The organism is Flavobacterium faecale (genome assembly GCF_048320115.1).
GTDB lineage: Bacteria > Bacteroidota > Bacteroidia > Flavobacteriales > Flavobacteriaceae > Flavobacterium > Flavobacterium faecale_A.
Genome location: NZ_CP182943.1, coordinates 948,528 through 975,087, shown reverse-complemented (window position 1 = coordinate 975,087; position 26,560 = coordinate 948,528). Strand labels below are relative to the sequence as shown.

General features: G+C 33.5%; 14 protein-coding genes. 13 read left to right on the top strand and 1 reads right to left on the bottom strand.

Features of this window, described 5'->3' with window-relative positions; all coding sequences use genetic code 11:
- Positions 1-7 precede the first annotated feature (7 nt).
- The 3 genes from ACNH59_RS04070 (at position 8) to ACNH59_RS04060 (ending at position 5,994) form a co-directional block, all read left to right on the top strand.
- Positions 8-3,157 (top strand): SusC/RagA family TonB-linked outer membrane protein, encoded by a 3,150-nt coding sequence (locus ACNH59_RS04070; RefSeq protein WP_418264155.1) that lies wholly within the window; start codon positions 8-10, stop codon positions 3,155-3,157.
- 9 nt (positions 3,158-3,166) lie between these two features.
- Positions 3,167-4,915: a RagB/SusD family nutrient uptake outer membrane protein gene (locus ACNH59_RS04065; RefSeq protein WP_418264154.1), complete on the top strand. Its 1,749-nt coding sequence runs from the start codon at positions 3,167-3,169 to the stop codon at positions 4,913-4,915.
- Positions 4,916-5,097: 182 nt separating this feature from the next.
- Entirely contained in the window at positions 5,098-5,994 is an 897-nt protein-coding gene (locus ACNH59_RS04060) for a carbohydrate kinase family protein (RefSeq protein ID WP_418264153.1), read from the top strand.
- Positions 5,995-6,798: 804 nt separating this feature from the next.
- On the opposite strand, the gene ACNH59_RS04055 is transcribed toward ACNH59_RS04060, so the two are convergent.
- Positions 6,799-7,683, bottom strand: a complete 885-nt coding sequence (locus tag ACNH59_RS04055; protein WP_220763402.1) for an AraC family transcriptional regulator — start codon at positions 7,681-7,683, stop codon at positions 6,799-6,801.
- 741 nt (positions 7,684-8,424) lie between these two features.
- Here ACNH59_RS04055 and ACNH59_RS04050 point away from each other — a divergent pair.
- The 10 genes from ACNH59_RS04050 to ACNH59_RS04005 all read left to right on the top strand — a co-directional run bounded on the left by ACNH59_RS04050 (position 8,425) and on the right by ACNH59_RS04005 (position 26,556).
- Positions 8,425-9,834 carry a hypothetical protein gene (locus tag ACNH59_RS04050; protein ID WP_418264152.1) on the top strand — a complete coding sequence of 470 codons (1,410 nt, stop codon included), beginning with the start codon at positions 8,425-8,427 and terminating at the stop codon, positions 9,832-9,834.
- A gap of 23 nt (positions 9,835-9,857) precedes the next feature.
- Positions 9,858-12,881, top strand: coding sequence for a SusC/RagA family TonB-linked outer membrane protein (locus ACNH59_RS04045; RefSeq protein WP_418264151.1), 3,024 nt, complete (start codon positions 9,858-9,860; stop codon positions 12,879-12,881).
- Between the two features lie 5 nt (positions 12,882-12,886).
- Positions 12,887-14,467: a RagB/SusD family nutrient uptake outer membrane protein gene (locus ACNH59_RS04040; protein WP_220763399.1), complete on the top strand. Its 1,581-nt coding sequence runs from the start codon at positions 12,887-12,889 to the stop codon at positions 14,465-14,467.
- A 227-nt stretch (positions 14,468-14,694) separates the two neighbouring features.
- Positions 14,695-16,113 (top strand): hypothetical protein, encoded by a 1,419-nt coding sequence (locus ACNH59_RS04035; RefSeq protein ID WP_418264150.1) that lies wholly within the window; start codon positions 14,695-14,697, stop codon positions 16,111-16,113.
- Positions 16,114-16,233: 120 nt separating this feature from the next.
- The gene (locus ACNH59_RS04030) at positions 16,234-17,802 is read left to right on the top strand and encodes a glycoside hydrolase (RefSeq protein WP_418264149.1); all 1,569 of its coding nucleotides are present in this window, start codon (positions 16,234-16,236) and stop codon (positions 17,800-17,802) included.
- An 8-nt stretch (positions 17,803-17,810) separates the two neighbouring features.
- Entirely contained in the window at positions 17,811-19,415 is a 1,605-nt protein-coding gene (locus ACNH59_RS04025; RefSeq protein WP_188220139.1) for a sulfatase, read from the top strand.
- A gap of 36 nt (positions 19,416-19,451) precedes the next feature.
- Positions 19,452-20,858, top strand: a complete 1,407-nt coding sequence (locus ACNH59_RS04020; protein ID WP_418264148.1) for a sugar porter family MFS transporter — start codon at positions 19,452-19,454, stop codon at positions 20,856-20,858.
- Position 20,859: 1 nt separating this feature from the next.
- Positions 20,860-21,585, top strand: coding sequence for an SGNH/GDSL hydrolase family protein (locus ACNH59_RS04015; RefSeq protein ID WP_418264147.1), 726 nt, complete (start codon positions 20,860-20,862; stop codon positions 21,583-21,585).
- Between the two features lie 99 nt (positions 21,586-21,684).
- Entirely contained in the window at positions 21,685-24,990 is a 3,306-nt protein-coding gene (locus ACNH59_RS04010) for a DUF5107 domain-containing protein (RefSeq protein WP_418264146.1), read from the top strand.
- A 57-nt stretch (positions 24,991-25,047) separates the two neighbouring features.
- On the top strand, positions 25,048-26,556 hold the full coding sequence (locus ACNH59_RS04005; RefSeq protein ID WP_418264145.1) for a sulfatase-like hydrolase/transferase: 1,509 nt from the start codon (positions 25,048-25,050) through the stop codon (positions 26,554-26,556).
- Positions 26,557-26,560: the final 4 nt, after the last annotated feature.

Below are 26,560 nucleotides of genomic sequence, written 5' to 3'. Positions count from 1 at the left end.
CTCGATTATGAAAAACAAAATTATTCTTTACTTAATCTTAATGGGATCCTTTTTCTCATTAACAGCTCAAAATATCACTGTAAAGGGGGTTGTGAAATCCTCTAGTGATGGCATGACTTTACCAAGTGCCTCTGTAATGGTGGTAGGTACAAATATTGGAACGACAACTGATATGGACGGACAATATGCAATAGGCAAAGTAGATAAAAATGCTAGTTTGCAATTTAGCTATACTGGATACGAAACACAAATCGTTAAAATTAATGGACAAACGACCATTAATATTGTATTGAAAGAAACCTCAATGATGTTAGAAGATGTGGTTGTAACGGGATATTCTAGAGAGAAAAAAGCCGATTTGACTGGTGCGATTACTGTTGTCGAAATGAAACCAATTGAAGGACAAAGTATGAGTTCTGGTAACGCAATGCAGGCTTTACAAGGAAGGGTTGCAGGTTTGGCAGTTGAAAAATCAGGAGACCCAAGTGGCGCCAGTAGTAAAATATTAATTAGAGGGGTAAGTACCTTAGGAAATACAGATCCGTTGTATGTTATTGATGGAGTTCCTACGGTAAGACCTGAAGTTTTTGCAAGTATTAACCCTAGTGCAATTGAATCAGTACAGGTATTGAAGGATGCATCGGCTTCTTCTATTTACGGTTCTAGAGCAGCAAATGGAGTTATTATTGTAACGACTAAAAACAAAGGAAAAGGAGATGTTATTTCGGTCTCTTATAGTAGTAATATCTCAGTACAATCAGAAAAAAAGCAAAGATATGATATGCTTAATGCTGTAGATAGAGGTAGAGTGTTATGGCAAGCATCGGTAAATGACGGTGCAGATCCAGCAGGAGGATATGGAGAAATCTATAATTTTGATTGGAATAATGACTTCAATAATCCTGTTTTGAATAGTGTAACCGTAAAACCTTTCGTAGGTGGGGACACTAATGTGCCGGTAGGTGATACTAACTGGCAAAATGAAGTTTATAAGACAGGGTTTGTTTTTAATAATGACTTGTCAATTTCTGGTGGTTCGGACAAAGCAAATGCAGTTTTAAATCTTGGTTATTTGGATAACACTGGAATGTTGAAGTATACAAACTACGACAGGTATACTGCACGATTGAATGCTAATTTTAAATTATTCAATGACAAAGTAAAATTTGGAATTAATTCTCAATTTACTCAGTCTGACGAAACAAGTGCTGCTACTGATGTTGGAAGCGCAGCTATACCTGGTTTGGCTATATCTTTAGCCCCGACTATTCCAGTTTTTACTAAGACAGGAGAATATGCAGGTCCACTGGGCTCAGGTTATTCTGATAGAAATAATCCATTGTTAATGCAGTATTTAAACAGATGGGATAATACAAGAAAAATGGCCCTATATGGAAATATTTATACTGAAATTGATATCCTTACAGGATTGACTTTTAGAAACAGTATTGGTATTGATTACAATGACTTTAAACGTAAAGATATTGAGCCAAGGGTAAATAATGGATTTATTACTAGAAATGTAAACAGTTTGGCATTAGATACTAATAAATATTCAAGTTTAACGATTTCGAATACTTTGAATTATGATTTAAAACTTTCTGATCATAAGTTTGGAGTTATGGTAGGAATAGAATCTGTTAAAATAGATTTTCACTCTTTATTTGCACGTGCTGAAGGATTTGCAGTAGAAACTGAATCTTATTTTACATTGGCTGCAGCCACTGGAGCTAGAACCAATAATGGAATAACAACTGGTAGTAGATTAGTATCTCAGTTTGGTAAATTTAATTATGCTTTTTCTGATCGCTATTTGCTTTCAGCTACAATTCGTAGAGATGGTTCATCAAGATTTGGTAGTGATAATAGATTTGGAATTTTCCCATCAGTATCTGGAGGTTGGAGAATTAATAATGAAGAGTTTTTTAAAGACATTACGGCTGTTTCAAATCTTAAATTACGTGCTGGTTATGGTGAAGTAGGAAATCAAAATATTGGAGACAATGCTCGTTTTGGTTTGTTCGAGACGAGATATGGTCCTAATCAAAATGTTTATGCTCCAGATTTTTTCAATATTTACTATAATGTAGGTACTGCATACGATTTGAATGGTACTAATACAGGAAATTTACCTTCTGGTTTTGTATCTACACAAGGTGTAAATCCAGGTCTTAAGTGGGAAACCACAAAGGAATACAATGTTGGTTTAGATTTTGGTTTCTTTGGTAATAAATTGTCAGGATCCTTTGATTACTTTTCTAGAAAAACAGAGGGTATCTTAATCGTACCACCGGTAGCATCTGCTGTTGGTGAAGGTCAACAACGTTCTGTAAATGGTGCTTCGACTGCAAACAGAGGATGGGAACTTAGTGTAGGTTATGGGGAAACTTTGGATAACGGTTTGACTTTTAATGTAACGACTAACTTTGGTGCAACCAAAAATAAAATTACAGAATTACCAGAAGAGGTAAGAGCTGCTTATCCAGGAACTGCTGCTAATTCAATCGTAGGACATTCTCAATTTGAAGTTTTTGGATATAAAACTGCTGGATTGTTCCAAAGTCAAGCGGAGATAGATTCGCATGCTACTCAAGTTGCTGCTAGATTAGGTGGAATTAAATATGTTGATCTTGATGGGAATGGTGTCATTAACTCTGATGATAGAACTTTTATCGGAAGTACATTGCCAAAACTAGAATACGGTATTAATATTAGTTTAGCGTATAAAGATTTTGATTTTTCTGTTTTTGGTTCTGGTGTAACAGGACGTATCGGACAAGATCCTTATATCTATTGGAACAACTTTGTTCAAGGTAGAGAAAATGCAGGTCCTGGGACTTTAAATGCATGGACACCAACAAATACGAATACAGATGTGCCAGCACTTTCATTGGCTAACAATGACAACCAAGTGTCTGATTATTTTTTCAGAAACAACTCTTATTTCAAAGTTAGAAACATGCAATTGGGATATACACTTTCTGAAAAATTAGTAGAAAAAACAGGGTTTATCACAAACTGTAGAATCTATGCACAAGGTGAAAACTTATTTTGGTTCACACCAAAAGGATATATAGGTCAGGACCCTGAGCGTACGGATGTGAATAGAATTCCTGTACCAACTACATTTTCATTAGGTCTAAACATTAATTTTTAAGCAATTATCATGAAGAAATATAATAAAATAGTTTTAAGCTGCTTGTCAATTTTATTCTTGGCAGCATGTAGCTCCGATTTTTTAGATTATGAACCAACAGGAGTCTTGACTTCTGAAAGTGTTGCAACAGCTGAAAATGCTGAAGCACTTGTAACTGCTGCCTATGCAGCAATTGGAAATGACGAAATGGTTGGGCCAATTACCAACCAATGGGTTTACGGAAGTGTGCGTTCTGATGACGCTTACAAAGGCGGTGGAGGACGTGGCGATGTTGATGTAATTGATCGTTACGAACAATACAATACTACTATTGCAGATTTTGGCGATTGGATGTTGCCAAGAACTTGGACCAATCACTATAAAGCGATTTCAAGAGCTAACTTTGCCTTGTCAGTTGTAAACGGATTGTCTGAAGCTGAATTTCCAAAGAAGAAAACAAGACAAGCAGAATTGCGTTTTTTAAGAGCACATTCTCATTTTATGTTAAAATTACTATTTAATAAAGTTCCTTTCATTACTGAGGATTTAACGAAAGAGCAAATTTTAAAAACATCTAATGATTTGACAAGTGATCAATTATGGGATAAAATTGCTGAGGATTTCCTTTTTGCATTCAATAATTTAGAGCAAGCTCAAGAGCAGGTTGGTAGAGCTGATAAAAATGCAGCAGCGGCTTATTTAGCAAAATTAAGATTGTATCAGGCATATGAGCAAGATGAGAAGCATAAAGTAATTAATATCAATCAATCGAGATTGCAAGAAGTAATAGATTATGCTGATGCTGTTATAGGTGACTTAGAAACGGATTTTGGTAAAAACTTTTTAGACGGTAATGATAATGGACAAGAGTCTATCTGGGCAGTGCAGTTTTCTATCAATGATGGAACGAATGTAGGAAGAGTAAGTTATGTAACGGGATTAAACTCTCCTCACGGAACACCTCTTTATGGATGTTGTGGTTTTCACTTAGCAAGCCAAAATATGGTGAATGCCTTTAAAACAGATGCTGCTGGATTGCCAATGTTTGATACTTTTAATAATTCTGATATCTATAATAGTGTGGATAGTAATGGTAATGCTCCACTAGCTTCGGGTGTAACTCTTGATCCAAGAATTGACCATACTGTAGGGATTCCAGGAAGACCTTTTAAGTACAAAAACACATTGAAAGACGCTGGAGATATGATTTACAAATTTAGTTGGGCCAGAGATCCAGGTGTTTACGGGTATTTTGGAAACATGAAAGAGCAACAATCACCAGATTGCGCTTGTTATGTGAAAAACGGACCATTTATTGGGACTTCAAAAAATGTTGATTTTATTAGATATGCTGACGTATTGTTATTCAAAGCAGAAGCCTTAATCCAGTTAAATCGTCAAGAAGAGGCAAGACCTATTATCAATCGTATTAGAGCAAGAGCAGCGGCTAGTGCTGCTATGCCATTAGCAGCTGGAGCATCTAATGTTTATAAAATTTCTACATACGATGTTGCTTTTCCATCAAAAGAATATGCGATGAAAGCCTTGATGTTTGAAAGAAGATTAGAGTTTGGTATGGAAGGTCCTCGTTTCTTTGACCTTGTAAGATGGGGTATTGCTGAACCAGTTTTAAATGCGTATCTTACTAAAGAGAAAACAAAAAGAGATTTCCTTTCTAATGCTAAGTTTACAGCAGGTAGAGATGAATATTATCCAATACCTCAGAGAGAAATTAATTTTACAGCTGGGTTATACAAACAAAATCCAGGATATTTATGATTCAATTTGGTTATTGATGTTTGATTAAAGTTTGATTGATGTTAAGGGCAAGTTTAGGCTTGCCTTTAACTTTTTATAAAAACTAATTATTGCAGAAATTAAAAGAGATCATTATTGATTAAGTAATTGATTGTGATTTGAATTGTTTATAGAATATTTATAATGTTCTTAATTTAAAGATTATGAAAAACAAAAAAGAATTAAAAGCGGTTTGTTTTGGAGAGGTTTTATGGGATGTTTTTCCCACTCACAAAAAGATAGGAGGAGCACCTTTGAATGTTGCGCTTAGGTTGAATTCATTTGGAATTCAAACCACGATGATAAGTCGGGTAGGATTAGATGAAAATGGTTCCGATATCAAAGAATTTATTGGAGACCAGAAAAGCGATACTTATTTTATACAAGAAGGAGCCGATTACAAAACAGGTGTGGTTAATGTCATGATTAATGAAAAAGGGAATGCCTCTTACGATATTATGTATCCTTCTGCATGGGATAAAATTCAACTGACCAGCGAAATGAAAGAATTGGTTTCAAATGCAGATGCATTTGTTTTTGGCAGTTTGATTTGTAGAGACGAAGTATCTAGAACAACTTTGATGGCTTTATTAGATGTTGCAAAATATAAAGTGTTGGATGCTAATCTTCGCGCGCCTTATTATACTACTGAGGTACTTATTGAGCTAATGTCTAAAGCTGATTTCATAAAACTGAATGATGAAGAATTAAGAGAAATAAGTCGTGAATTGGATTCTCCATATAATTCTTTCGAACAAAACATTAAGTTTATTGCTAAGAAAACAAAAGCTAAGCACATTTGTGTAACCAAAGGAGAATTTGGTGCTGTACTGTATTATGATGGGAAGTTCTTTTATAATAGCGGTTACTTTATAAAAGTAGTTGATACCGTAGGTGCTGGAGATTCTTTTTTAGCCTCATTAACAATGAAATTACTAAAAGGTAAATCACCTCAAAAAGCATTGAATTATGCTTGTGCAGTAGGTGCTTTAGTGGCAAGTCAGGAAGGAGCTAATCCTAAGATAAGTGATACAGAGATTAGAAAGTTTATGATGATTTAAGAAAAGACTAAAAGTGACTAATAATTGTATTCTGCTAATCCTAAATTTGGATAGAAAGTTCGACTGTATTACAAATATACAAGTGAGTTATCAAAGTCTAAGATAGAGTATGAAAATAGAATGTGAAAGGTTGTGTATTTACCCCAAAGACGTACAGCGCATAACAGGAAAAAGTTATTATCAAAGTACTAGATTATTGCAGAAACTAAAACAGGACTGTAATTAAGGATAAAAACAGTCTTGTAAGCATGGAGGAGTTCTGTGATTATAATGGTTTGATACATGAACATGTCAAACCTTGTATTGGTTAAGAAAATTATAGTAATCTAGTTAAAATTTGAATAAGTAATATTAGGGACTATTGCTAAACAATCTTTTTTTAGTAGTGTTCAATTCAACTTGCAAGTTGAACCAAAATTAATAGTGCATTTTGATTGAAGAATCTGTAAAGCATTGTAAATACTGGGTTATACAGAGAGATGCAAATCCCTTTCTCTCTGCTAAAAAGTATGCGAAATAAGACAAAACCTCTAAAAACGTATGTTTTTAGGTTATTTTTGTAAAACTTCAAACTATCCATTCTTTTTTAAAATTCAAGGTTCACAATCGAGACCTTAAAAATAGATCTTATTTAGGGTTTCTCCATGTAGAATTCCCTATGATATAAGTAAGGGACAATATGTTGAGGAGGCCAGATGTTCAGCTGAAACATGCAGAATCAAAGGTAATTCAGACAGAGTTATTGAGATAAATAGCCATCTGGATTTAGTGAAATCTAGACTTAAGTCAACAATAGGGTATTTATTATTTTAAACTTTGCTTGTAGTTCCGTGGTGATTTCCCCATAAAATTTTTAAAAATTCTTGAAAAATACAAAGGATCGTCAAAGCCAACTTTATAGCTTATTTCTTTTATGCTTAAATCCGTGTAATTTAAATATTCACAAGCTTTCTGAATTTTTTTTAGATTAAAAAAAACAATTAAGGGATAGCCGGTTTTGACTTTAAATTTTGTGTGTAAATAGGATTTAGAATAGTTGAATTTTTCAGCAATCTCATCTAATGTGAAATTCTGATTTAAATTATTAAGAAGAAAATCTTTAATTAAGTCAATTAACGTGTCGGTTTGTTGTGTTTCTAGATTGGTTTCAAAATCATGATAAATAAACGAACTAATAAAATTTAAACTTAAAAGATTAGCATATTCGATGTAGTTTTCAGAATAATTACTATTGAATAGGTTAAATATTTTTTCAAAAAGCTCAATTTTATCAATTGAAAAGGGGACGTTTTTGTAAATGTTTGAGTGTGTTGATGCGTATCTGTCATAAAGTTCTGGAGCAAGCGTGCCTTTGAAATGAAACCAATAAATACTCCATGGGTCATTTTCATCGGCCTTGTACTCATGTTTGATATTTTTTGGAATTATAAAAAATTGATTAGGTGTAATTATAATTTTACTGTTATTGATGTAAATTTCACCTTTTCCTTTGACACAATAAATAAAAATATATTGATTTGCTCCATTTTTTCTAATTCGATGATGATGATTTGCCATAGGATAGTATCCTAAATCACTTACATAGAACTTTTGTGTTATTGGATTTGTTTTCACAATACTGATTACTGTTCTAGGAAGGGCAATCATTTTTTGACCTAGAAAACCTTCTTTTAGAGTGTTATTGTCCATTATTTAAGATTTAATGTCTATTTGTATTAAGTTGAAAATCTATATATTTTAGGCTTATCAATGAGGATTTACAGTTATAATTTAGTAAATATATGGTTATTTTATTAAAATAACGTATTTAATGTTGTTTTTGGTGTTTAGGTGTTATTGGTTATTCCGTGTGGAATCGTCTATGATTAGATGGTGCTATTTAAGGTTGCGGAAAGCAAAAACAATAAATAAGCAATATTTTTCAGATGTGTCATTTTATTATCTGTATAATTCATGGACAAAGTCAAAATGCAATATCTGTTTAAGATTGCTTAAATCACAACTCATATATTTCGATATTAAGTCGATGCTTTTTTAATAGTTAAAAAACAAAAGATCCTTTGAGAGCCTTAAACGTTTTAATTAACAATATTTTAAATAAAAGATATTGTAATATGGTTTTGTGTCGGAAAATTATTTTATGATTTAGTTTTTAAATAGTATTATCCATATTTTCAGTTTTTGCGTCTATTTTTAGATCTTAAAGTCAATTGTATATTTGTATTAAATGATATGTTATTTTTTTTATAATGTAAAATTTAGAATTTTTTTTTATTGATATGGTTTTTTTTGTCAGTTTTTAAGAAGAAATCAAGAATAACTTTATTTAGTGAAATAATCTATCTTTTTTGATCTTTTTGTAATGACAGCTGTATTTGCACTATTTTTTTCAAACAATTCATTAACCAACTAACTAATAAAATTTTTAAAATGAAAACAACCAAAACAATTTTATTGCTCATTTTTAGCATTGTTACTATTGTAATAGGCTGTAGTGATGATAATGCATCAAAAGTGGATTCTATTCCAGAATTTCAATCTTTAGTTCAAGAAGTTTCTTCACTTCCAGATCGCACATTTACTTTTACAGGTACTGTATCAGATCCTGCTGGTATTAAATCTATAAATATGAAGTATGAGTCATGGTTTTTAGATAAAACAATCGCTTTTGATTCTCTTCCTAAAACATATGATTTGAATTACAAGTTTAAAGTACCTGCAACCGCAGAGGTAAATAGTACTCATACCATTCTTATTACTATTACTAATGCAGGTGGGGTTACATTAACCAAAGAAGTTAAAGTTACTTTAGATCAAGACATTATTTCACCAGTTATAAATGTTGCAAAACCAATAGACGGTGTCACTGTATTAATAGGTAGCGGAAAAGAGGTTGAGTTGGAAGTTACAGTTACAGATACAAAATTAGCAGAGTTTAAAATTGAAAGCTCCGTTTTAAATGAAACTATTCCTATTTCAGGAACAACATACACTTATACTAAAGCATTAGATATTGATGCTCCGAATAAATATTCTTTTGTAATAACAGTTAAGGATTCATCAGGCAATACAACAACTAAGGTTATTACAGTAAATGTTTTAAATGAATTGTTATTTGATGTGATGTATATTACAGATGTAGACAATGAGGATTTGTTAACTTCGGATATGTTTGGAGTTCCTTATAATACAATAGCCAGTACCCAAGCAGGTGAAAAAGGGTATGTGTTTACAGCTAAATATTATTCGTCTAAAGCAAATTCAAAGGTGCGATTTGTACCTCAGAAAAGTTCTTTCGGTCCCTATTCTTTTGGTGCAGATCCTGTTACTCCAGGAAAACTTATGGTGGGAACCGATATAAGTGTCAATCCAATTACACTACCTCAAAGAGGCTATTACGAAGTTAAAATGGATTTAAAAAATCAAACCTATACCGTTACGCCATATACACCAACTGACACACCTTATAATCAAATTTACATTCTTGGAACCGGTGTGTTTGTAGGGAATACCTCTACCTGTGTATCAAATGTTACAGGAGGTTTGCAGTGTTTTCATTTTAATTCAGGGAAACCATTTGTTAAAGATGCTAACAATTCCTATTTATGGACTATTGATGTCAAGATTGATGACGAACCTAATTCAACTTCTTTAAATCAATTTATTATAAACGCAAATACTAGTGCTTGGGCTCCTTTTTGGAGAATGGATGCAACTGATCCTTCAATAGCAATTCCAGGTGGGGGGTCATCATTTGTTTTCCCGACAGAGGCCTATGGTAAAAATTATACTATCATTTTTGACAGCCACTTAAATAGATTATCAGCAATAAGACGATAAAATAAACAATCAAAAGAAATTATATGAAACGTGCAATTTTAATTATAATGGGATTTCTACTGGTAGGTTTTTCAGCAGTAGCCCAACATACAGTAAAAGGGACTATAAAAGACGAAAATGGACAACCTATTCCCGGGGTAAATATTTTAGAAAAGAATACAACAAACAGTGCTGCCTCTGATTTAGATGGAAACTATTTGATTAAAGTGGGTAACAAAGCTACTTTGGTATTTAGCTATATTGGTTTTAAGACACAAGAAGTTGTTGTCAATGGAAGACAAATGATTCCAGTTAGATTAATTGAAGATAGTGCGCAATTAGAAGAAGTAGTTGTCATTGGGTATGGCTCGGTACGAAGAGATGAAATTACGAGTTCAATAGTTACAGTAAAAGGAGAGGATATCGCTAAGACAACAGCGAGTAATCCAGCGGAAGCTTTACAAGGTAAAGCAGCCGGTGTTCAGGTACTTTCTTCTGGTGGTAGTCCAGGTGCTTCACCTCAGATATTAGTTAGAGGTATAACAACAAATAATGGGAGTCAGCCACTTATTGTATTAGATGGAGTTATGTTGCCTGACGGGACTTCGCTTAACTTTTTAAATCCGGCTGATATTGAAAATTTTCAAATTTTAAAAGATGCTTCGGCCTCCGCTATTTATGGTTCTAGAGCGTCAAATGGAGTGGTGTTAATTAGCACTAAAAGAGGGAAAGAAGGAAAGTCAATTGTAAATGTTGATCTTTCTTATGGAATGCAGCATATGCAAAAAATTAATATGGCTGGTGCTGACGAATATATTAAAGTTGTGAATTTAAGAAGAACTAATGATGGCGCACAACCTTTATATGATCCGGCTAATTTTAATACAGATACTGACTGGTGGAATGAAGTAATAGAAAATTATGCGCCAATAACTAATGCTAATGTTAGAGCATCAGGTGGGTCAGAAAAAATCAATTACGCTGCAAGTGTTAGTTTTTTTGATCAACAATCCAATTATGATAAAGGCTGGTACCAAAAAGTAACTGGACGTTTCAATGTTGATTTTAAAATATCTGATAAAGTGAAATTAAAACAAGACTTAAGTCCTAGAATTGAACGTTATGAAAATACGCCTGGGGCTTTGTATAACTTATTACGTATCGATCCATTGACTGAAGTGTACCTTCCTCAAAGTGAAAGAATTGGACGAAATAGTTATAGTATATATGCGCCAAGTAAAAATAATGTACCTAACCCTGTAGGTAATATTGCACGCCAATTTAACGAAACTTTCTTTTTTGGATTTTTCTCAAATACACAATTGGATTATAAAATCACACCTGAATTAACTTTTAGTAGTCAATTAGGGCTTAATGTGACAAATGCACAAACTGATGTTTTTACACCACAATATTTTACTACTCCAAATCAGCAAAATGAAATCAATAACATAGCTAGAAATACGAATAGAAATTTTGATTATGTATTGAATAACACCATTAATTTCAAAAAGACCATTAAGGAAAAACATTTTATGAACTTTTTAGGTGGTATATTATATGATGCCCAAAATTACAACTATTTAAATGCCTCTAGGGATGGTGTTCCAGATAATGAAAATCCAGATTTGAGATATCTTGATGCTGCTTTAGGTGAGGGAATAACGGTAAATGGAAACGAAGCTCAGGACAATATATTGTCAGGAATTTTCAGAACGATATACAGCTATGATAACAAATATTATTTTACAGGTTCAGTAAGGGTAGATCAATCTTCAAGATTCCCTAAAAACAATAGAACAGGTGTGTTCTCAAGTGCTTCATTTGCTTGGGATATTGATTCTGAGAAATTCTTCAAAAGTTCTGTTATAAATAACTTACGTTTAAAAGTAGGAGTAGGTGAAGTTGGGAATCAAAACATTAGCAGAACTGGTCAGTTTTTCTCTGTAGGATCAGATAGTTATGTTTTTAATGGAGAGCGAGTTGTTAGTAGCTTCTTGTCTCAATTTGGAAACACCAATCTTAAATGGGAAACCGTAAGTGATAAAAACATAGGTATTGAAACTAGTCTTTTTGATAGCGCATTAGATTTTTCTTTTGAATATTATAAAAAGACATCCAAAGACTTATTGTTTAATGTTGAGTTGCCAAATTATACAGGAATACCAGGTTTGGTTGCACAAAACGTAGGAAGTTTTGAATCTGAAGGATTCGATGCACAATTGGGTTATAACAAAAAAATGGGGGATTTTACTTTAGGGTTGAATTTTAACATTTCTACAAACAAAAGTAAGGCAGTTGCCCTTGCTCCAGGTAATGAACAAATATTTGGACAAAACCGTCCAGACTTAGGAGGTAGATTTATCAAAATAAGTGAATTAGGTCAGACAGTTGGATTGTTTTACGGATTTAAAACTGATGGGATTTTTCAAAATCAAACAGAATTAAATTCCCATACCTCTAATGATGGTACTGCCATTCAACCTAATGCAAAAGTAGGTGATTTAAGGTTTGTTGATAAAAATAAAGATGGTCTATTAAATGATGATGACTTACAAGTAATTGGAAATCCATTTGCCGATTTTTATGGAGGACTTACAGCAAATCTTCAGTATAAAAACATAGATTTTTCAATGCAATGGTATGGAACTTTTGGGAACGATGTTTTTAACTACCCTTCCACATTTTTGTATTCTGGTGTACAGGACGTGAATGTTGCTGAGGGAGCCTTGAATAAAGTTTGGACACCTGAGAACACGGGAGCTAAATATCCAAGATTAACACAATTGGATCGTAACGGAAACTATCAAAGACCTTCGGATTTATTTATTGAAGATGGTTCTTATTTGAGATTGCGTAATGTACAATTGGGTTATAATTTTAATATTAAAGGATTTCAAAAATGTAGATTATATGTTTCGGGTCAAAACTTGTTTACGCTAACGAAATATTCTGGATTTGACCCTGAAGTAGCTGCAGGAGGAAATGTTATCAATGATTTTGGAATAGACTATGCTAGAAATCCGGTAACAAAAACATATTTATTAGGACTTAATTTAACACTATAAAAATTATGAAAAAGATTGTTTTATTATGTATTATTTGCACAGCTTTTCTGGCTGTAAGCTGTAATAATGAAGATTTTTTAGATCAACCCTTAAAGGGGAGACAACAGTTAGATGATTATTTTTCTACTCCCCAAAATGCGGAAGCTTTTATAAATGGAATTTATAAGAAAGTAAATGGTGAAAGTTGGTGGCAGGCCAATTTTCAACGACAAATTAATGATATGGCTACTGATGATAACTGGTCTGGAAACACTGCGCAACCACGACCAGATATTACGGGGATATCTGCCTATAATGTTTTTCCAGGATCACAATATTTTAATTCGTTTTGGGAAAATCACTATATAGGAATTACTAGAGCAAATATTTCAATAGATAGAATTCCAGCCATAGAAATAGAAGAGAGCATTAAAAGGAGAATGTTGGGTGAAGCTCATTTTCTAAGAGCATTCTTTTACTTTGACTTGGTGCGTAATTTTGGCGGTGTTCCTATCGTAACAACATACACAGAGTTATTAGAACCTGCGATAAATGATAAAACACGTTCTTCCGTTGCCGATGTTTACAAATTGATAGAAGAAGATTTACAAATAGCCATAAATAATTTACCGTTAAGAAGTGAATACCCGGCAAAAGATTTAGGTAGAGCTACTAAAGGAGCAGCGCAATCATTACTAGCAAAAGTATATTTGACCGAGGAAAAATGGGCTTTAGCTCAAACTAATGCTAACGATGTAATTGTATCTGGAGAATATCAATTAGAACCCGATTTTGCAAATATTTATAGTGTTGATAATCATCATGGAGTAGAATCTATTTTCGAAATTGACTACATTAATAACCCTGTTTTTCAAGAAATTGGAGCACAATTGCCAATTACCAATGGAAGCCGTGGTGATCAAGGTTGGGGTTGGGGTAGTCCAACTAGTGATTTGGAAAATGTATTTTTAAGTGAAGGTGACAATATCCGTTTGCGTTCAACTATCATTAAGCATGGAGACCCTGTGTATGGAGATCCTGATGTGACATCATTTAACGCTTTGCCATCTGAGAATAAATCAGGACGTACCAATAGAAAATACTATGTCCCTGTGGCCAAGAGACCAGTGCCTTATGCAAGAGGACAAATTGCTTTGCCATATATTCATTTAAGATTAGCAGATGTACTGTTAATTCATGCTGAAGCAGCCTATTTTAATAACGACCCTACATCGGCAAAATTATCATTGAAAAAAGTTCGAGACAGAGTGCAATTACCAACCGATATGTCGCTAACAGGTATAGCATTGAGAGATGCAATCTGGAAAGAAAGAAGATTAGAGTTGGCACTTGAACACCAAAGATTTTATGACTTAAGAAGACAAAAAATTGATGGTATTCCTAGAATGGCTTTGATTATGGGGCCAAATGGATCTTTTGTGAAATATAATACCCAAATTAGTACAGATCCTTATGAAACAACTAATTTAAATGAGTCTCAAGAAAAAGGAATCTTTTTTGACGTTAGTAAGCATCTTTTGTGGCCAATACCTCCAAAAGAAATTCAGTTATCTAGAGGTAATATTGTACAAAATCCAGGCTATTAGTATGTCTTTTAGGTAAGGATAATGAATTAAAGACTATTAATTCCATTAATAGTCTTTAGTTTTTTAGTTATGAAACTAATTAAGAAAGAGCTTGGATTTGTTGAATTTGATTATTGCAATCTGGACAAAATCCTAAAGATTACATTGCGCTAATCCTTCATTTAACTATTGATTAAAGCTTTTAAAATTATTACATATAGTTTGTTTAATAATAAAATATTTATAAAATGAAAATCAATAAAATAAAAATTGTTTTTTTAATGATTATAGGACTTTCAATTGTGTCATGTACTAACAATGATCCGACTGATCCTAACGATCCTAAATATAATGATCTCGATAATAATGATAATGGACCAACTGCAGATGTAGTTTTAACTGTAGATGCTTCAGATAAAATAGCCATTAATCCTGAAATTTTTGGGGTTAATAATGATTGGAAACAAATTCCTAATTCAACTTTTACAGGTTTTGCGAATATGTTAAAAAGTATCAATTATACGGTAGTAAGGTATCCAGGGGGATGGGAGTCTGAGTACTATGATTGGGATACTAATACTACTCCAACTTGGAATTCTGCACCATCTGTGGCAGGAGCATCTATTGAAACACTCAAATCTAATATTAACAGTTATTCGATTGTGATTCCTACCACTTTAGCAATGGATAAGGCTGTAGGATCTGCACAGTTTAATACTGCTGTGGAAACTTTAAAAGTAAAAGCTGAAAAAGCAATTACAAAAGCTGGTTTAGAACAATCAGGAATAATTGAAATTGGAAATGAGTGGTGGTTGCAATGGGCTGGAGGTGTTAGTAGAGCTGAAAAGTTAACTAAATATACAAATATAGCCATGGCATTGGCAGCACATCTAAATATAAAATATCCCAACCATAAGTTTAAGTTATTGGTAAATGGCGATTATACTAAACCTGAAGAATTTACCACAATGAAGCAACAGTTTACTACGGCTTATGACGTTATTGATGGTGTTGCACTTCACACTTATGCGGGTTATCAGACTGATACGCACAATATGTCCGAGTTAGAGTCAAGGATAAAAGCCTGTGCTACTAATTTTAATCCAAATAAAAAATTTATCTATTTGTCTGAGTGGATGCCTTCTAGAGATTATAATGATCGTGCATTATATATGGAAGCAGCTAATATTATTCCAGATATGATTCAGATTTATGCTAGATCTAATGCTAATGCAGCGGCATATTGGCCTCCAGTTAATACCTCTATTCCAGGTTTAGGGTTGACTAATTGGAATTTTTCAACTGTGTTTCCAGTTGGGCAAATTATGGGAGAATTATCAAAATCCTACAAAGGATTCGCACTGAAAACGATTTCAAATAAATTTCATATTGCAGCGGCTTTGAATGATGCACAGACAATGGTGGTTTTTGTTACAGGAGGAAAGGAAACTGCGGCTCTAACAGCTGTTAAAGTAGCAAACTTCACTATCGGTTCAATTGAAAAGATTGAAAGATATGTGCCAGCAGATTACAATGAAACGAATAAAGCAGCTTCCTACATTACAGAAGAGGTGACGGCTAAATTAAACAAGAATAATGAGGTTGTTTTTAATGTAAATAAAGAAGGTAAATATCAAATCTATAAAATAGTATTAAAAGCCAAGTAAATACCCGAAAAGTATTATTGTCCATATTTATGATTTTTATGTCTATTTTTAAAAGACATCATAACTCTAAATTTGTATAATAACAGCAAGCTAATTATAGCTTATCTGAGCACAACAAAAATGAAAAAATCCAATACCAATATCGTTTATGTTTTCAGTATTCTTATTATGTCTCTATTAATAGGTGCAAATGTATATGCACAACAATTAAAAGTTGAAATAAACAGGAATAAGGTTTTTCAAACAATAGATGGTTTTGGTGCTTCAGATGCGTGGCGATGCCAATTTGTGGGTAAAAATTGGCCAGATAGTAAAAAAGAGAAGATAGCCGAATTATTATTTAGCAAAGAACTTGACAAAAACGGAAACCCTCAAGGTATTGGTCTTTCATTATGGCGTTTTTATATTGGAGCTGGCACTGCAGAACAAGGAGATAGTTCAGAGATTAAAAATGAATGGAGGCGTGCAGATTCTTTTATAGATGCTACTGGTAATTATGATTGGAATAAACAACAAGGCCAACAATGGTTCTTAAACAAAGCAAAATCCTATGGAGTAGAAAAGTTTTTAGCATTCTCAATTGCAGCTCCTGTTCAATGGTCAAAAAACGGTAAAGGCTTTGGTGTAGGGAATAAAGATGGAGAAATCAATCTAAAAGATGAACATTTTGATGATTATGCTGCATTTATGGTCGCGTTTTTAAAGCATTTTAAATCTAAAGGATTGTCTTTTGACTATTTGAGTCCTATAAATGAACCACAGTGGGATTGGGAAACAAAAACACAAGAAGGTACGCCTGCAACCAATGACAATATTCTAAAACTCACACAATTGTTGGATACTCATATTGAAAAAAATAATCTTGATACAAAAATAGTTTTAGCCGAGGCAGCTGATTTGCGTTGGTTGTATTCAAATTTCAACAAACCGGAACGAGGGAATCAAATTGATTATTTTTTTAGTCAAAAAAAGTCTTTTAAAAATGTAGAAAATAAAATTTCCGGGCATAGTTATTTTACTACTTGGCCTGTAGACAGTTTAATCGCTATTAGGCAAAAGCTAAATGATAAATTAGCAAAACATCCTAAGTTAGAATATTGGCAAAGTGAATTTTGTATTCTAGAGAAATCAGATGATATCGGCGGAGGTGGTAAAAGAGATTTAGGAATGGATACTGCTCTGTATGTCGCTAGGGTAATTCACGCAGATTTAACACTGGCAAATGCAAGTTCCTGGCAATGGTGGACGGCAATATCTGATGCTGATTTTAAAGATGGTTTGATTTATTTAGATACTGGAATCGAGAACGATATGTATAACAAAGAATCGCTTAAGAAAGATGGAAATTTTCACGATTCAAAATTGTTATGGGCTTTGGGGAATTTTTCAAGATTTGTACAACCTAATATGGTTCGTATAGACATAAAGTCTAGTAGTAATAAAGAACTCAAAAGCCAATATAAGGATCTGATGCTTTCAGCCTATCTGAATACTAAAACTTCAGAAGTTTCAATAGTAGCCATTAATTATAGTGATGAAAATAAAGAGCTAGAAATTCCAGGTGTTACATTAGATAAACTATTTGTTACTTCAAAAGACAAGAATCTAGAAGCAACTAGTATAAGTAAAAATAATATCAGCATTGAAGCAAGGTCGATTAGCACATTAATAGGACGTATAATAAAATAAAATATAAAATGAGAATAAATAGAGTGGTTAGTTTAGTTTGTTGTCTTTGTTTTACAACTGTTTTTATAAATGGTTGTAAAAACAAAGAAGCAATAGTTAAAACTGAAAAAAGTAAAAAGCCAAATGTCATTTTTATTTTGGCTGATGATTTAGGAGTGAATGACTTAAGTTATGCAGGTAGTAAATATTATGAAACTCCTAATATAGACCGTATAGCAAATGAAGGCGTAGAATTTACTCAAGGCTATGCCGCATGCCAGGTGTGTAGTCCATCTAGAGCAAGTATATTAACAGGTCAGTTTACAGTAAATCATGGTATTACAGACTGGATTGGCGCAGAGACTGGGGAAAAATGGGCTAAAAGAAACAATACTAAAATTCTGCCCTCAGAATATGTTCACACAATTCCAACTGAAGACATTACTATCGCTGAAGCAATGAAAGCGGGTGGTTACAAGACTTTTTTTGCTGGTAAATGGCATTTAGGTGATGAACCTTCTACACCTGAAAATAATGGTTTTGATATTAACATTGGAGGATGGGAAGTAGGCAGTCCTAAAGGAGGCTATTATGCACCTTGGGATAATCCGAAATTAAAATATAAATATGAAGGTGAAAACTTAACAATGAGATTAGCTCAAGAAACAGTTGATTTCATAACAGAAAATAAAGACAAGCCATTTTTTGCCTATTTATCATTTTATGCAGTTCACGGTCCAATTGAAACAACCGAGCAAAAATGGAATAAGTATAGAAATAAAGCCGAAGCGCAAGGCATCCCTAATTCAGGTTTTGAAATGGAACGTGTTTTACCTATTAGAGTGGTACAAGATAATCCTGTTTATGCTGGGCTAGTAGAAAGTATGGATGATGCGGTAGGTTTGGTTTTGGATAAATTAAAAGAACTTCATTTAGATGAAAATACCATCATTGTATTTACTTCTGACAATGGTGGTGTTGCCAGTGGTGATGCTTTTTCAACTTCAAACTTACCTTTAAGAGGTGGTAAGGGATATCAATGGGAAGGCGGAATTAGAGAACCATATCTAATGAAAGTACCTCAGTTAAAAAATGGTCCCAAAAAGATTGAATATCCTGTATCAGGGGTGGATTTTTATCCAACATTATTAGACCTAACAGGGGTAAAAATCAAACCAACACAGAAAATTGATGGTATAAGTTTAGCACCTTTATTAAAAGGAAAATCGGTAAATGAAAGAGCTTTGTTTTGGCATTATCCACATTATGGAAATCAAGGTGGCGAACCTGTAAGTATTATTAGAAGAGGGGAGTGGAAATTAATTCATTATTGGGAGGATGGACACGACGAGCTTTATAATTTGCATAAAGATATGGGCGAAAAAAATGAAGTTTCCAAAAGTAATGTGACTGTTGCTACACAACTTAGAAAAGAGTTAGATGATTTTTTAACTGAAACAAAAGCAAAAATCCCTGTCCAGAATTCTAAATATGATGATGCTTTATCAAAAAAACAATATGAAAACAGGAAAACAAAAATGCGTTCTGATTTAGAGAAACAACGCAAAGATTTTTTAAGTAAAGATTTCCAACCCAATGCTAATTGGTGGGATAGTAAAACAACCAAAGATTAATATTTTTTCAAATAAATACACTAACCTAAAAACCATATGGATACTACTAAATTTAATTTCACTTACCTACTCTTTTTAGCACTGGTTTCTGCTATGGGAGGATTTTTATTCGGATACGATTGGGTTGTTATAGGAGGAGCTAAGCCATTCTATGAACTTTTCTTTGGAATCAGTAGCCTTCCTGCTTTACAAGGATGGGCAATGAGTAGTGCTCTAGTAGGTTGTATTTTTGGAGCTGTGATTTCCGGTTTTGTATCGGACCGTTTTGGTAGAAAAAACCCTTTGATTTTAGCTGCCGTATTCTTTTCTCTTTCGGCTTTTGGAACTGGCTATGTTGACACTTTCACGCCCTTTATTATTTATAGATTAATTGGTGGTTTAGGAATTGGGTTAGCATCAACATTATCACCAATGTATATTGCCGAAATTGCTCCCGCTAAATATAGAGGTCAGTTTGTTGCCATCAATCAGCTTACCATTGTTATTGGAATTTTAGCAGCTCAAATAGCAAACTATTATATAGCAGAAGCTATTCCTGCTTCCAGCACGGCTGAGATGATGTTGAGCTCTTGGAACGGACAAATGGGGTGGAGATGGATGTTTTGGGCTGAATTAGTGCCTGCTTTGGCCTTTTTCTTCTTGATGTTTGTTGTGCCTAAGAGTCCAAGGTTTTTGATGAAAATTAATAATGATGAAGCGGCTTATAAAGTTTTGTCTAAAATTGGAGGAAAAGCTTATGCAGAAACTGAATTGAAGAACATCAAATTGACACTTAATGAAAATGTTAATCAAAAAATTAGTTACTCAGATTTCAAAAGTCCAAAAGTTAAACCCATACTTTTTATTGGAATTGTATTAGCCATTTTTCAACAATGGTGCGGAATTAACATCATTTTTAATTATGCCGAAGAAATATTTACAGCTGCTGGGTATAATGTAGGTGATATGTTATTTAATATCGTGATTACAGGAAGTGTTAATCTAATATTCACTTTTGTTGCCATGCGTACGGTTGATAGTTGGGGGCGAAGAAAGTTAATGCTATTTGGTTCAATGGGATTGGCTCTTGTATATTCGATTTTAGGAGGAGCGTATTATTTTGAATTTACAGGTTGGCCTGTCCTACTCCTAGTTATCATTGCAATTAGCATCTATGCCATGTCATTGGCTCCCATCACTTGGGTTGTTTTATCTGAAATATTTCCTAATAGATTGCGTGGTGTAGCGATGTCTATAGCTACATTTTCATTATGGATTGCTTCTTTTATACTCACCTTTACATTCCCAATTTTAAATGATTTATTAGGAGCTTCTGGGACATTTTGGGTGTACAGCTTCATCTGTGTCTTAGGTTATCTTTTCATAAAAAGAAAATTACCAGAAACTAAAGGTAAAAGCTTAGAAGAAATCGAGAGGGAGTTAATTGACATAAATACAAAGTAATATGGTATTCAATTTATTAAAAATAAGAATGTTTAGTTATTTGTTGTTATTGATTGGTTTTAGTTATGCTAGTGCCCAACAAATTGCTAATCCTGAAAGCTATCTAGATTCTTTAAAACAAGAGTTAAAAGTAAAATGGCCCAAAAACAGTACTAAGAATTTAGTTTTTCATGGTCATTCAGTACCTACTGGTTATTTAACTAATGGAGTAACAGACCGTTTGAATGCCTACCCTTTTTTGACATTGAAGTTATTAAATGACAATTATCCTTATTCTGTGGTTAATATAATAACAACTTCAATTGGCGGGGAACAGTCGGAGCAAGGTGCTAAACGATTCAAAAAAGAGGTGTTAATTTATAAACCAGATGTACTTTTTATAGATTATGCGCTTAATGATCGAAGTATCGGCTTAGAACGTGCTTTGATTGCTTGGGAACAAATGATCCAAGAGGCTTTAGAATACGGTACAAAAGTCATTTTACTGACACCAACACCCGATTTAAAAGAAGATATAACCTCTGATGATGCTCCGTTAGAAAAGCATAGTCAGCAAATTAGATCTTTAGCTAAAAAATATAATCTGGGATTAGTGGATAGTTATTCGTATTTCAAATCTTTAGCTAAAACACAACCACTACCAGCCTTTATGGCACAGAATAATCACATTAATCAAAAAGGACATCAATTTGTTGCCAATTCAATTTATGAATATTTCAAATATTGATTTATAAATTATAATCTAATAAAGAGCGCTCTTAAGAAAACAAAAATAGTAAGTGAAAAATAATTATCTGTTGTTGAAAACAGATTTAAAAATATGAATATGAAGACTGTAAAAGCTTGGAAAGAGAAAGTAATTATTCCTACTTATGAAGTTGGGAAACCTGAAAAGTATCCTGTTTTTTTAGATAAACGTGTTTATCAAGCAAGTTGTGGAGCTGTTTATCCACATCCTGTAATTGAAACCATGAGTGATACCAAAGTAGATAAAGAATGGGATGCAATTTTTATCGAAAATGATTATATCAAAATTATGGTTTTACCAGCATTAGGAGGCAGAATCCAAATGGCTTACGACAAAATCAGAGAACGTCATTTTGTTTACTATAATCAAGTTATAAAACCAGCTTTGGTAGGTTTGACAGGACCTTGGATTTCAGGTGGAATTGAATTTAACTGGCCACAACATCACAGACCAAGCACCTATGATCCAACAGATTTCACTATTGAAGAAAACGAAGATGGTAGCGTAACTGTTTGGGTGAGTGAAGTAGAGCGTATGTTCCGTACCAAAGGAATGGCTGGATTTACATTATATCCAGATAAAGCTTATTTAGAAATTAAAGCACAATTGTATAATAGAACACCACATCCACAAACTTTTCTTTGGTGGGCAAATCCTGCGGTAGCCGTAAACGATCATTACCAATCAGTGTTTCCTCCCGATGTACATGCCGTTTTCGATCATGGGAAACGTGATGTATCTGAGTTTCCAATAGCTAAGGGAGAGTACTATAAAGTGGATTACTCGCCAGGAACGGATATTTCGAATTATAAAAATATTCCAGTACCTACGAGTTATATGGCTATTACGTCAGAATATGATTTTGTTGGTGGATATGAAAATGATTCTAAAGGAGGTTTGCTTCATATTGCCGATCATAATGTATCGCCTGGAAAAAAACAATGGACTTGGGGGAATGGAGATTTTGGACAAGCTTGGGATAGAAACTTAACGGATGAAGACGGGCCATACATTGAGCTGATGTGTGGTGTTTATACAGATAATCAACCTGATTTTTCTTGGATGCATCCTTATGAAGAAAAAAGCTTTAAACAATATTTCATGCCATACTATAATGTAGGCGTGGTGAAAAATGCAACTAAGGAAGCTTTAGTAAATTTAGAAATTATTGACGGCAAAGCTTTGGTAAAAGTGTATGTTACATCCGAATATAATAGCGCTATTGTTTCTTTGAAAGGCAAAAATGGTGTGCTATTGGAAGAAGTTGTCAATTTATCACCAGAACACGGCTTTGAAAAATCGGTTGAATTAAATGGCTCTGAATTTGAAGATTTAAAAGTATCTGTTACGGATAAATCAGGAAATGTATTGGTTGCATGGGCACCTGATACAAAAGCAGATGCTGAAATTCCGGAAGCTGCAAAAGCAGCCAAAGAACCAAAGACTATTGATTCTGTTGAGGCGTTGTATTTACAAGGTTTGCACTTAGAACAATACAGGCACGCTACTTTTAGTCCTATTGATTATTATGAAGAAGGATTGCGTAGAGCACCTGGTGATGTAAGATGCAATAATGCTATGGGATTGTTAAACTTAAGAAAAGCACAACTGGAAACAGCAGTGGAATATTTTGATAAAGCTATTGACACACTTACCAGACATAATCCTAACCCTTATGATGGCGAGCCTTATTTTAATAAAGGATTAGCATTGAGTTTTTTAGGTAAAAAAGACGAAGCTTATGCTAGTATTTTTAAAGCTTGTTGGAATGCACAATGGCAAGACGCAGGTTATTTTAACTTAGCACAAATTGATTGTCTAAGAGGTGATTTAACAAAAGCCTTAGATTTGATAGACCGTGCCTTAATTAAAAACTGGCATAATCATAAAGGAAGACATTTAAAAGTGATTATCCTTAGAAAACTTGGAAAATTAGAAGAAGCTAATAAACTTATTGAGGAATCTTTGGCTATTGATAAATTTAATTTTGGTGTTCTATATGAGCGTTTTATAATATCTAATAAACAAGAAGATTTAGATTCCTTCAAAGAATTAATTAGAGATTACGCTCATAATTATATCGAATTTTCTTTAGATTATGCTATGGCTGGACAATATGAGGAAGCAATTTCAATATTAAAAGTGCATACTGACGGAAAATCTCAGGTATATCCAATGGTAAATTATTTTATGGGTTGGTATTTTGACCAAAAAGGAGAGGCAGCACAAGCTCTGGAGTGCTACAAAAAAGCATCTCAAATGCCAGATACGTATTGTTTTCCAAATAAAATTGAAGAAGTATTAGCACTGCAAGCAGCTTGCAAAGCCAATCCAACAGATGCCAAAGCGTTCTACTATTTAGGAAACTTTTGGTACGCCTCAAAACAATACAAGGAAGCACAAGAGTGTATGGAAATGTCTGTTGCACTAGATGATTCTTTTGCAATTGTACATCGTAATTTGGCTTTACTGTATTATAATAAAACCAATCAAAAAGACTTGGCAAGAAAGCATTTAGAAAAAGCTTTTGAACTGGATGCAACTGATGCACGTTTGTTAATGGAACTAGACCAGTTGTACAAAAAAATAAATGTTTCTGCTGATGAACGTCTGACACTTTTAGAAAAAAACATCGACCTAACGATTCAAAGAGATGATTTATACCTGGAGCGTATTGCATTGTATAACATAAAAGGTGATTTTGAAAAAGCTAAATCGTTATTAGAACAACGTCAATTTCACCCTTGGGAAGGTGGTGAAGGCAAAGTACCTTTCCAATATTTAACTATTCAGGTAGAATTAGCTAAAAAATATATTGGTGAAGGAAACTATCAAAAGGCCATTGACTACTTAGAGCAAGCACAAGTTTACCCTCATAATTTAGGCGAAGGTAAATTATATGGTACTCAAGAAAATGACATCCATTATTGGTTGGGTTGTGCTTATCAAGGTTTAGGAAATGAAGAAATAGCAAAGGGTTATTTTGAAAAAGCATCTGAAGGTCTTAGCGATCCAAGCCCAGCTATTTTTTACAATGATCAACAACCCGATAAGATATTTTATCAAGGATTAGCATTGCAAAAATTAGGTAGAACCGAAGAAGCAAATACGCGTTTTGAAAACCTTTTGAACTACGGTCAATCGCACATGAATGATGAGGTGAAGCTTGATTATTTTGCGATTTCGCTTCCAGATTTATTAATTTGGGAAGAAGATTTGAACGTAATCAATCAAATACATTGTAATTATTTGATAGGATTGGGACAACTTGGATTGGGGAAACAAGAGGAAGCTGTTAGAACTTTCAATACGGTTACAAGTATGTGTTTTCATTTACCGGCACATATCCATGCTAATTTTGAAGAAAGTTTAATTAATAGTTAAACAAAGAACAATAAGCTGTTTGGATTAATTTGATAGAAAGCTTAAAAACAGATGATAATGATAAATAAAATAGCAAAATTTCTGTTGTTAGTACTAACACTTACGGCTCATTATATTGGGATTGCTCAAAAAGGCGATCCCAATATAATTATCATTTATGTCGATGATTTAGGTTATGGAGATATAGGTGTCAATGGGGCGATTGGAGTTAAAACTCCAAATGTTGACTATTTAGCGAAGAATGGTTTGAATTTTACCGATGCTCATAGTAGTGCCTCAACTTGTACGCCATCACGTTATTCGCTTTTAACAGGTGAATATGCCTTTAAAAATAATGCAGCTATATTAGAAGGTGATGCCCCTTTAATCATTGATACCAACAAAGAAACACTTCCTGCTTTGTTACAAAAAGCGGGTTATACAACGGGCGTTGTAGGAAAATGGCATTTAGGACTTGGCAGAGGAAAAATTGATTGGAACAAAAGAGTGAGTCCTGGACCTAAAGAAGTGGGGTTTGATTATAGTTTTTTAATTCCAGCAACAGGAGATAGAACGCCTTGTATTTTTTTAGAAAATCAAGAAGTGGTTGGCTTGGATTTATCGGATCCCATTACGGTTAGTTACGGGACAAGAATTGATGGCTACCCAATAGGTAGAGAACATCCTGAGTTATTAAAAATGCATACAGACCCCTATCATCAAGGAGCTATTATCAATGGAATTAGCCGTATAGGTTTTATGGATGGTGGTAAAAAAGCTTTATGGGTAGATGAGGATTTCCCTTTTGTACTTACCAAAAAAGCAAATGCGTTTATTGAAGAAAATAAAGAAGATAAATTCTTTTTATATTTTTCACTACATGATATACATCAACCAAGGGTTGCTAATGTAAAATTTGTTGAAAGTAGTACGATGGGACCTCGAGGAGATGTCATTGCACAAATGGACTGGTGTGTAGGTCAAATTACAGAACAATTAAAGAAAGTAAATCTTCTCCATAATACTTTAATCGTATTTACGAGTGATAACGGCCCTATATTAGACGATGGTTATTTAGATTATGCTACAGAGTTATTGGGGACTCATAAGCCTGGTGGACCATATAGAGGGACTAAATATTCCGTTTATGAAGCAGGTACACGCATGCCTACTATAGTGCATTGGCCAAAAAAGGTAAAGCCAGGAACAAGTTCAGCGTTAATTTCACAAATTGATTTGTATGCTTCATTAGCCGATTTAGTAAATCAAAAACCAGTAAAAGGAGCGGCTCCCGACAGTAAAAATCTTATTAATACATGGTTAGGTAAAACAGAAAAAGGACGTGATTTTTTACTGGAAGAGTCTTATACATTTGGATTAAGAATGGGTAATTGGAAGTATGTACAACCAAAAGACCAACAAGTTCCCAAATGGATCAGCGATAAATTTGTTGATCCTGGGTTTAGAAAAGAAGTGCAATTATTCAATTTAGATAATGACCCATCTGAAAGCCTGAATGTTTATAAAGAATTCCCTGAGATAGTTGCAAAAATGGAAAAGGAAATGATTAAAATTTTAAAAAAATAAAGTA

Coding starts and splice junctions, on each gene's coding strand:
- ACNH59_RS04005 (WP_418264145.1), top strand. CDS start 25,048: ATGATAAATAAAATAGCAAAATTTCTGTTGTTAGTACTAACACTTACG.
- ACNH59_RS04040 (WP_220763399.1), top strand. CDS start 12,887: ATGAAAAAGATTGTTTTATTATGTATTATTTGCACAGCTTTTCTGGCT.
- ACNH59_RS04010 (WP_418264146.1), top strand. CDS start 21,685: ATGAAGACTGTAAAAGCTTGGAAAGAGAAAGTAATTATTCCTACTTAT.
- ACNH59_RS04025 (WP_188220139.1), top strand. CDS start 17,811: ATGAGAATAAATAGAGTGGTTAGTTTAGTTTGTTGTCTTTGTTTTACA.
- ACNH59_RS04030 (WP_418264149.1), top strand. CDS start 16,234: ATGAAAAAATCCAATACCAATATCGTTTATGTTTTCAGTATTCTTATT.
- ACNH59_RS04020 (WP_418264148.1), top strand. CDS start 19,452: ATGGATACTACTAAATTTAATTTCACTTACCTACTCTTTTTAGCACTG.
- ACNH59_RS04050 (WP_418264152.1), top strand. CDS start 8,425: ATGAAAACAACCAAAACAATTTTATTGCTCATTTTTAGCATTGTTACT.
- ACNH59_RS04035 (WP_418264150.1), top strand. CDS start 14,695: ATGAAAATCAATAAAATAAAAATTGTTTTTTTAATGATTATAGGACTT.
- ACNH59_RS04070 (WP_418264155.1), top strand. CDS start 8: ATGAAAAACAAAATTATTCTTTACTTAATCTTAATGGGATCCTTTTTC.
- ACNH59_RS04045 (WP_418264151.1), top strand. CDS start 9,858: ATGAAACGTGCAATTTTAATTATAATGGGATTTCTACTGGTAGGTTTT.
- ACNH59_RS04065 (WP_418264154.1), top strand. CDS start 3,167: ATGAAGAAATATAATAAAATAGTTTTAAGCTGCTTGTCAATTTTATTC.
- ACNH59_RS04060 (WP_418264153.1), top strand. CDS start 5,098: ATGAAAAACAAAAAAGAATTAAAAGCGGTTTGTTTTGGAGAGGTTTTA.
- ACNH59_RS04055 (WP_220763402.1), bottom strand. CDS start 7,683: ATGGACAATAACACTCTAAAAGAAGGTTTTCTAGGTCAAAAAATGATT.
- ACNH59_RS04015 (WP_418264147.1), top strand. CDS start 20,860: ATGGTATTCAATTTATTAAAAATAAGAATGTTTAGTTATTTGTTGTTA.